The sequence below is a fragment of the Herbaspirillum sp. VT-16-41 genome (genome assembly GCF_001994935.1).
Taxonomy (GTDB): domain Bacteria; phylum Pseudomonadota; class Gammaproteobacteria; order Burkholderiales; family Burkholderiaceae_D; genus Herbaspirillum; species Herbaspirillum frisingense.
The window spans coordinates 1-334 of the sequence record NZ_MUXB01000115.1 but is presented as its reverse complement, the minus strand read 5'-3'; the positions used below and the strand labels follow the sequence as shown (position 1 = coordinate 334).

Genomic DNA, 334 nt, shown 5'->3' with positions numbered 1-334 from the left:
TATTCTTCCAAAATAAGGAAAATAAACAGTTTTTTGAAAACAAGAAGATTGTAATTAAAAATTCAAGAATTATCCCTGGGTCTGGGGTAAATACGCAATTTTTTTCGTTAATTCCTTATCCCTCTGATAAAACTATAGAATTTGTATTTATATCAAGGATTATGAAGGAAAAAGGGATAGATCAATACTTACAAGCAGCTCAGTATATTAGAAAGAAATATCCCAATACAAAATTTCATGTTTTAGGATTTTGTGAAGAAGATTATGAGCCAAGACTTCGTGAATTACATGATAATGGAATAATTCATTATCATGGAATGCAGAGCGATGTTCG

1 protein-coding gene is annotated in these 334 nt (G+C 29.6%); it reads left to right on the top strand.

The annotated features are described in order from the left end of the window. Window positions 1–334, top strand: a 334-nt coding sequence (locus tag BTM36_RS27870; RefSeq protein WP_139347178.1) for a glycosyltransferase, incomplete at both ends; no start/stop codon positions are given.